Genomic DNA, 7,499 nt, shown 5'->3' on the forward strand with positions numbered 1-7,499 from the left:
ATCGGAAAGGAAGGCAACTCTTCACAGATCAGGGTTAGCCAAAAATGGTTGAAACAGCTCTATACCGGAGGGATGATAAAATAAAAGAGCGCAGCTGCCGGCTGCGCTCTCTCTATGGCTATTGATATTGGATATACAGTGGTTTCGGATCTAGCTTCAGGATCTCCTCCGGTGTCATCAGGCGGGAGTTGTTGCGGGTGTCATTCTTGTAGAATACCTTAAACCCTGTGAACTGCACCGGCTCCTTGGCGATGAAGCGACGATAGGTATCTCTTTTTAGCGCTGGTGGTCCCCAGCCGTCCATGTGCATGACCACTTGCACCTCTGGTCTTAGTTTGATATCCTGCGAGTTCTGGATCATGCGCTGCGTGAAGCGGTGCACGATGAGCAACTTAGGCGGCAGGTTATATTCTTTTGTGATGTCAGCAAGCAGGCCGGTGGCATAATTGATGTCCTCGGCGTCAAAACTTCCGATTTTCTTACCCGGTACTTCGCCGTCCTTCATGGCAAACTCAGCATCTATACCTAAGTGCACGTTCGGCAGCTTCAGGAACTGGGTCAAACGGGGGAGTTCTTCGGGGAGGGTGCTGCGGCCAACCTGTACATCCAGAAACACAATAGCATCGCGCTGCCTGGCCATCTCCAGCACATCCTCGATCATTTTGTCGGTCATGCGCAGGCGGTACTTGTCGCCACGGCCGGGGTGCCCTTGTGCTGTTACCACAATGGCATGCAGAGCAGGCTGTACAGGCGTAAGTGAGTCGGCTTTAGTCCAGTTGGCTACTTCCTCGTCCAGGCGGCGGAGCATTTCGTCCACCGGGTACTCTCCCAGTATACCCATGCGCTTTGACAATGGGTTGCCATAGTAGGCCAGAATGCGCTTGTGCGGCAGGATGGCACCTGGCAGCGGCTCAGGTCCTGGGTATACGGTAGGGGCTGCAGGAGCAGATGCTGGCGCGACAGTTGGTGTCTGTGCCGCTACGGTGTCGCTAGAAGCGGTGGCAGAACTGTCAGCTGGCTGAGCCGGCAGTTCGTACTTTTCAGTTGTAGCCGGCAGTGTAGCCGAATGAACTTCTTTGTCCTGGGTGCAGGAGGCGGAGCCTAGTAGGAGGGCGGTCGCCAGTACGGCAGTAGCAGGTTTTAGGTGTTTTTTTAAGTGACAGGGTGGTAAGTTGTTCAGTATGAAGTTTTTGATCACTTCACGGGTAGTGGGTAAAAAGGAATTCATGGCTGGGTATGGGTATTCGATGTAAATAGTCTATTAAAGTATAGATATTTTGCGAGGAAACAGCGACCAGACTCCCTTTTTTTAGTAAAAAACTTACTCATGCGTATAGTGGCGCTTCAACCATTGGCTCAGCCCCTGTAAACCTGGAAAAAGCACCCGCTCGGTGATATTGGCCTGGTCCAGTTTGTCGCGTATTTCCCATTTCAGTCCAGCTGGAATGATCACTCTAAAGTACAGTTCCGGGTGCTGCTCCAGCCATTGGCTCATATTGGCTTGCGCCGTTGACATCAGCGAGAACAGAGCGTACTGGTGCACGATGCGGGCGTCTAGTGAAGGCGGCTCCAGGAACACCACATATTCTTTATTCTGCAGCAAAGCCAGTTCCTTGAGGGAGGAGCAAACGGGTTGCAGTATCTCGGGCGTAAATACGTTGGAGCCTTCTTCCTTGATAGCCGTTTGCAGTTTGAGCGGCAAAAAGTCATTGGCTTTCACATAGTCCACGCACCAGATGGCACCGTCTTCATGGTAGCTGGAGAGGTTTTGGGTGGCAAAATGCAGGGCCACATAGGGCGAGTAGGTCCAGTCGAGCAGGCGGGTAGGGAGACCATGGTGCTGTGCCACCGCCAGCCAGTTCCAAACGGAATCGCCGGGAGCAGAATTGCTGTGGGCGTACTTTCGGAAGTTTCGCAGAATGTGTGGCTCCAGTTCGTAGTAGCGGCTGCCGAGGCGGGTCAGGCTGGTGCTCAGGTCGTACTCTTTGCTCCAACTGCCACGGTATACATAGGAGGAGCGGAATCGCTTGATGTTCTCGTTCCAACTGTGGTCGAACAAGGCCGATTGTACCTCTGCCCAACTGTTTACAATGATGTCTTTTCCGGGTTCCATGTAATCGTTTTGCTGTCTTATAATAGCAGGCGGCGGGGTTGCTTCCTATACCTTGTTAGCTGAAAAATGTTGTAGTGTGGAGGTAGCAACGCTGATGAATTTTCAATAGCATGCTTCTATACCTATACTTTCATTTAACTATGTTTTTGTATTTTATAATTACGTATTTGTACTTGATTAATAACATCTAATACTGCATGCCGTAAGTTCTGAAATGTTTTACTCATAAGTCCTATACATCTATGTTTTATCATGACAACAAACTACAGTACAAAGTAAGAGTGGAAAAGCCAAACCCGGCCTTTGCCAATATGCTACAGCAGGCCATTGGTGGCATTGAGGGGGAGATCAGGGTTTGTCTGCAATACCTGTTCCAGGCCTGGGGTGCGAGGGGGCCTGCCAAGTACCGCGACATGCTACTGGAAACCGGTACAGAGGAGATGGCCCATATTGAAATGCTGGCTACGGCCGTGGCGCTGAATTTGGAGGGCGCCCCGCTCTCTCTGAAAGAGGATATGGCTAAAGATAAGGTGATTGGTGCTGTGATGGGCGGGATGAATCCGCGACACGTGCTTTCTTCAGGTCTTGCTGCAATGGCAGTTGATAGCAATGGGGTTCCCTTTAACGGTTCCTGGGTAGTAGGGAGCGGTAACCTGGCCGCTGATATGTATGCCAATGTAATGGCTGAGTCCACAGGCCGCGTGCTGGCTACTCGTTTATGGGAAGCAACCGACGACCCAGGTATGAAGGACATGCTTGCCTTCCTGATCGCCCGCGATACCATGCACCAGAACCAGTGGCTGGCCGTGTTGGAAGAACTGGGTGGCTTGGAAGGTGTTCACCCAATCCCGAACAGTTTCCCGCAGGCCGAGGAAAACCAGCAATTCAACTACGCTTTTGTGAGCACGGCCATTAACGGGGCGCCACGTGCGGAGGGCCGTTGGTCTCAGGGTACTTCCATGGATGGAAAAGGTGAGTTTAAGATGACACCGGCAGAGCCACAGGGCGGTGAGCCTCAGCTTGGGCCACCAGATCCAAGAGGCCATGCCCAGGTTGAGCAAATGGACGGCAATGGAGGAATCATCAATAAGATAAAAGGTGCGCTGTAAGCCATTAAGGTCCCCATAGAAGAAGAAGCGGGTGCAGGTGTTATACTTGCACCCGCTTCAACTTTTAAAAGAGGTTCATCTGTATACCTGCCCTGGTACAGAAGTGCTTATAGTTGTAAGGCTTCATGCTTCGGCCAGCCATGAAGCGGTTGCGACTCATATGGAAAAGCTTGTTAATGGCCTCGGCGAACTTGCCTTCGCCCCGCATGCGGGTGCCGAAGCGACTGTCGCTGAGCTGTCCACCATGGCAGTCGGCTATCTGGTTCAGCACCTTGTCGGCGCGGTCGGGGAAGGCCTCCCGGATCCAATCCTCAAAGATGGGACCGATGCTGCCGTTGAGCCGCACGATGGTATAGGCTGCACTGCTGGCACCTGCCTCGGCTGCATTTTTAATGATAGCCGGGATCTCGGAGTCATTGAGCCCAGGTATAATAGGCGCTACCATCACGTTGACAGGTATACCGGTGTCTGCCAGTTGCTTCACCACCTGCAGGCGTCTGGCGCCGGTGGCAGTGCGGGGCTCCAGTTTCTGGCGCAGTTTCTCGTCCAGTGTCGTGATGCTGATGTTCACATGCACCAGATCCAGCTTGTTGAGCTCCTGCAGCAAGTCGAGGTCGCGCAGAATAAGGGCATTTTTGGTGATGATGCTGACCGGATGGCGGTACTGCAGCAACACCTCCAGCATACGGCGGGTCAACTGCTTCTTCGCCTCGATGGGCTGGTAGCAGTCGGTGTTGCCGGCCAGCATAATGGGCATCACCTGCCATTTCTGATTTTCCAGTTGACGGGCCAGTACTTCCGGGGCATTCTCTTTCACGATAATCTTGCGCTCGAAATCCAGTCCGGCGCCATAGCCCCAGTACTGGTGTGAGTTGCGGGCATAGCAGTACACACAGCCATGCTCGCAACCCTGGTAAGGGTTCATGGAGTAGGAGAGTCCCAGGTCCGGACTTTCCACCTTATTCACAATTTTCTTGGGGTGCTCCGCAAAGAACTCCGTTTTAGAGTTAGAAAGCATCGCCTCGTCCAGTCCCTCGATGTGCTCGGCCACATATTCCTGCTTCAGGTAGGGGTTAGCAGGATTGTACTGTGCGCCGCGTCCTTTCAAAAATTCTTCTGCTTTCATAGTAGCGGTGATTCTCTTGTTAATGATTTTGTGATTTCAATTTTGTCATCCTGCTAGGGTCCTGGTAGCAGATGAATAGGCCTCTTCAAGCAAGTTCTGAGTAAGCCAACCTTTTTTCGAGGAGGAACAGGGTTGGTTCAGCTTGGAAGCGCATTTACCCAAATCTTAGCTTGTCCCAACACACAGCAGGCCTTTCAATTGGGTGGTATAGCACGGAGATTTCTTCTCGCATTTCAGCTGCCAGGGGCGGGTAGTCCCCTGTGCGGCGCAGGTGACCGTGTCACGGCCTAAGGCGCCGTTCAGTTTATCGAGGGTCTGCATCAGGCGCTGGTGCTTGTCGCGGTCCACAATGTCGAGCAGAGAGGTCTGTACCTGGTTCTGGGGCCGCAGCTCCGATACGATCACGCCACTCTTTTTATAGCGGTAGCCTTCGCGGTAGAGCGCCTGCAGAGCCAGGTTGGCATAGTGCAGCAGTTCGAGGGTGCTGTTTGTGGCCGTAGGTAGCGCAATGGTCTTGCTGTTAAAGTACTGGGCATCAGTCTCCCGGAAGCGGTTTGTCTCCAGAAATACTGTAATAGCCCCTGTGCAGCTTTGCTGACGCCGCAGCTTGGCAGCACAGCGCGAAGCATAGTTGGCGGTGGCTTCTTTCAGTTGCGAAAGCTCGGTCACAGGCGCCCCAAAAGAGCGGGAGGTGCAGATGTGCTGCTTGTTAGGCGCTACCATCTCCAGATCCTGACAGGGCTCGCCGCGTAGCTCCCGCACGGTGCGCAGGCCTACTACGGTCAGATGCTTCTTTGCAAAGGCATCGGAGGTGTTGCGCAGGTCCAGCGCCGTATGGATGCCAAAAGCTGCCAGCTTGCGGGCATAGCGTCTTCCTACACCCCATACATCGCCTACCTCAGTACGCCGCAAGGCTTCCTGTATATGCCGTTCATCGGTCAGCACCAGCACGCCATCCGCCTTTTTCGACTTTTTGGAAAGCCGGTTCGCCAGCTTGGCCAGTGTCTTGGTCGGGGCCACACCCACTGACACCGGTATACCTGTCCAGGTCTTTACGGTATGGCGCATCTCCCCGGCATACTGGTTCAGGTCGCGGCCATAGAAGTTACCCAGGTCCAGGAAAGCCTCGTCAATGGAGTATACCTCCAGGTGGGGGGTGAACTGCCCGAGCGTCTGCATCACCCGTGCGGACATGTCGCCATACAGGGTATAGTTGCTACTGAAAACGTGTACGTTATGCTGTTCTATCGTATCCTTTGCTTTAAATGCTGGTTCTCCCATCTGTATACCCAGCGCCTTGGCTTCGTTGGACCGTGCGATGATGCAACCGTCGTTGTTGGATAGCACCACAATGGGCTTGCCCTCCAGTTTCGGATTGAATACCCGCTCGCAGGAGGCGTAGAAATTGTTGCAGTCCACGAGAGCGAAAAGACTAGTCATGGCCACCGTTTACTTTGTGAAGCGACCACACCACAACGCCCCAAGGTTTAAAATCCATTTCTTCGGTGATCTCTACAGGCGGGTACAGCTCGTTGGCCGGTTGCAGGTACAGCCGAAGTCCTTTCTGCAAGAGCCGCTTCACGGTGAACTCACCATCCACTACGCCAATGATGATATGCCCATGACTGGGCTTCAGGGAGCGGTCCACCACCAGTATGTCGCCGTCGTGCAGGCGGGCATCACGCATGGACTCGCCCCGCACCCGCACCAGGTAGGTAGCGGTAGGGTTGCGGATGAGCACCTGCTGCAGGTTAATCTTGTCCTCCAGGTAATCTTCGGCCGGGGAGGGGAAGCCTGCCGCTACGTAGCTCTGGCTGATGGGTAACTCAAGTAATTCTGTGGCCCGGAGTGGGAGTAACTCGAGGCTCTCCGGCAGGGTGTTTAGGGTATGTGTTTTTTCCATAGTACTTTCTCTTTTGGTCTCTTTCGCGACACATGCCTCAAATATAGACTTTGCTAATATGTTTGGCAATATATACTAAAAAATTTAGTTTTTTGTTCTGCTTCAAGAGGGACCTTACAAACTGCCTGAAAGCAAAAGCAGAAAGAAAGCAAAGGAATGAAATCCGGCTATATACCCCTGACGGACTAGTTAAGCTTGTATTTAATGAAGGTAGTGGTAGGCTATACTTGGTGTTATGACTAAGATAAAAGTTTAAAATGCGGAGGGGTTTGAGAACTGAAAAACCAGCTTAGCTATACCTATCGTGCAGATTTATATTTATGCGATTCAATATTGTAATTCGTATACAACAGTATGGTAATGTGTGTATTATGTATTTATACGGATTCAATTCAGTACAAATACAATAGCTGGAGAAGCAATAGCTGCGTTAAAAATATGTGGGAATGAATTATACTTTTCCAGCGTGTTTATGAATCTGTTAACTTAAGTATTTAACTATGAAACAAATGAAAGATCTGAGATGGAGGTTGTTGCTGCTATTTGTTCCACTTGCGTTTTTAGTGAGTTGTGATGATGACGATGATAATGGAATTGATGTGCCGCGTCTGACAGCGCAGGAGTTTGTACAGCGTGCTGCTGTCAGTGATATGTTTGAGATTCAGACCGGTAACATGGCGCTTCAGAAATCAACGATGGAGGAAGTGCGGACATTTGCCGAACAGATAGTAGCCGACCATACCGCCTCCAGTCAGGAGCTAATGACATTGGCGCAGCAAAAGAACCTGCAGGTGCCTACTACACTACCGCAGGACAAGCAGGCAATCGTGACCCGTCTTGATGGTAAGACAGGTGTTGATTTCGATAAAGACTTTTCCGATGTGCAGGAGGATGCGCACGAAGAGGCGGTAGAACTGTATGAGCAGGCAGTGCAGGATCTGGAAGACGCAGAGTTGCGAGCCTTTGCCCAGAAAATATTGCCAGCACTGCGTATGCACCTGGAGCAAGCCCGTGAGTTGGATGACATGACGGATGCTTTATAAATGGCAAACTAAAATTTACAAAGAGGCCCCTGCTGTTTAAGCAGGGGCCTCTTTGATTTATATCTTGTGTTGTATTGATATGTAAATCAGGTATAATGTAGTTTCTGGTTAAAGTATAACTGAAGGTTGAGTTTATTGCTTTTCAACAAAAGGTATACCTTATTGTGCTGACGGGAGTGGTAGCAGAGCGCCCTGCTGTGGGGAA

Annotated in this window: 7 protein-coding genes; 2 read left to right on the forward strand and 5 right to left on the reverse strand. The window is 51.6% G+C overall.

The genetic code is table 11. From position 1 onward, the window contains the following. Positions 1–118: 118 nt before the first annotated feature. Positions 119–1,228, reverse strand: a complete 1,110-nt coding sequence (locus O71_RS20565; RefSeq protein ID WP_007661012.1) for a hypothetical protein — start codon at positions 1,226–1,228, stop codon at positions 119–121. A 93-nt stretch (positions 1,229–1,321) separates the two neighbouring features. Continuing rightward, positions 1,322–2,113: an FRG domain-containing protein gene (locus O71_RS20570; protein ID WP_007661015.1), complete on the reverse strand. Its 792-nt coding sequence runs from the start codon at positions 2,111–2,113 to the stop codon at positions 1,322–1,324. 242 nt (positions 2,114–2,355) lie between these two features. On the opposite strand from O71_RS20570, the gene O71_RS20575 reads away from it, so the two are divergent. Further along, positions 2,356–3,222, forward strand: coding sequence for a manganese catalase family protein (locus O71_RS20575; RefSeq protein WP_007661016.1), 867 nt, complete (start codon positions 2,356–2,358; stop codon positions 3,220–3,222). A gap of 64 nt (positions 3,223–3,286) precedes the next feature. On the opposite strand, the gene O71_RS20580 is transcribed toward O71_RS20575, so the two are convergent. From O71_RS20580 to O71_RS20590, 3 genes are all read right to left on the reverse strand, one after another. After that, positions 3,287–4,348 carry a PA0069 family radical SAM protein gene (locus O71_RS20580; protein WP_007661018.1) on the reverse strand — a complete coding sequence of 354 codons (1,062 nt, stop codon included), beginning with the start codon at positions 4,346–4,348 and terminating at the stop codon, positions 3,287–3,289. Positions 4,349–4,513: 165 nt separating this feature from the next. Further along, a complete protein-coding gene (locus tag O71_RS20585; protein WP_007661019.1) occupies positions 4,514–5,788 on the reverse strand; it encodes a Y-family DNA polymerase in 1,275 nt (424 codons plus the stop codon). Continuing rightward, entirely contained in the window at positions 5,781–6,251 is a 471-nt protein-coding gene (locus O71_RS20590) for a LexA family transcriptional regulator (RefSeq protein WP_007661021.1), read from the reverse strand. The genes O71_RS20585 and O71_RS20590 overlap by 8 nt, the downstream gene beginning before the upstream one ends. Before the next feature lie 500 nt (positions 6,252–6,751). Between O71_RS20590 and O71_RS20595 the strand changes: the two genes are divergently transcribed. Further along, positions 6,752–7,294 (forward strand): DUF4142 domain-containing protein, encoded by a 543-nt coding sequence (locus O71_RS20595; RefSeq protein ID WP_071530917.1) that lies wholly within the window; start codon positions 6,752–6,754, stop codon positions 7,292–7,294. Positions 7,295–7,499 lie beyond the last annotated feature (205 nt).

The organism is Pontibacter sp. BAB1700, from assembly GCF_000277005.1.
GTDB lineage: Bacteria > Bacteroidota > Bacteroidia > Cytophagales > Hymenobacteraceae > Pontibacter > Pontibacter lucknowensis.

Coding starts and splice junctions, on each gene's coding strand:
- O71_RS20565 (WP_007661012.1), bottom strand. CDS start 1,228: ATGAATTCCTTTTTACCCACTACCCGTGAAGTGATCAAAAACTTCATA.
- O71_RS20575 (WP_007661016.1), top strand. CDS start 2,356: ATGTTTTATCATGACAACAAACTACAGTACAAAGTAAGAGTGGAAAAG.
- O71_RS20580 (WP_007661018.1), bottom strand. CDS start 4,348: ATGAAAGCAGAAGAATTTTTGAAAGGACGCGGCGCACAGTACAATCCT.
- O71_RS20570 (WP_007661015.1), bottom strand. CDS start 2,113: ATGGAACCCGGAAAAGACATCATTGTAAACAGTTGGGCAGAGGTACAA.
- O71_RS20595 (WP_071530917.1), top strand. CDS start 6,752: ATGAAACAAATGAAAGATCTGAGATGGAGGTTGTTGCTGCTATTTGTT.
- O71_RS20590 (WP_007661021.1), bottom strand. CDS start 6,251: ATGGAAAAAACACATACCCTAAACACCCTGCCGGAGAGCCTCGAGTTA.
- O71_RS20585 (WP_007661019.1), bottom strand. CDS start 5,788: ATGACTAGTCTTTTCGCTCTCGTGGACTGCAACAATTTCTACGCCTCC.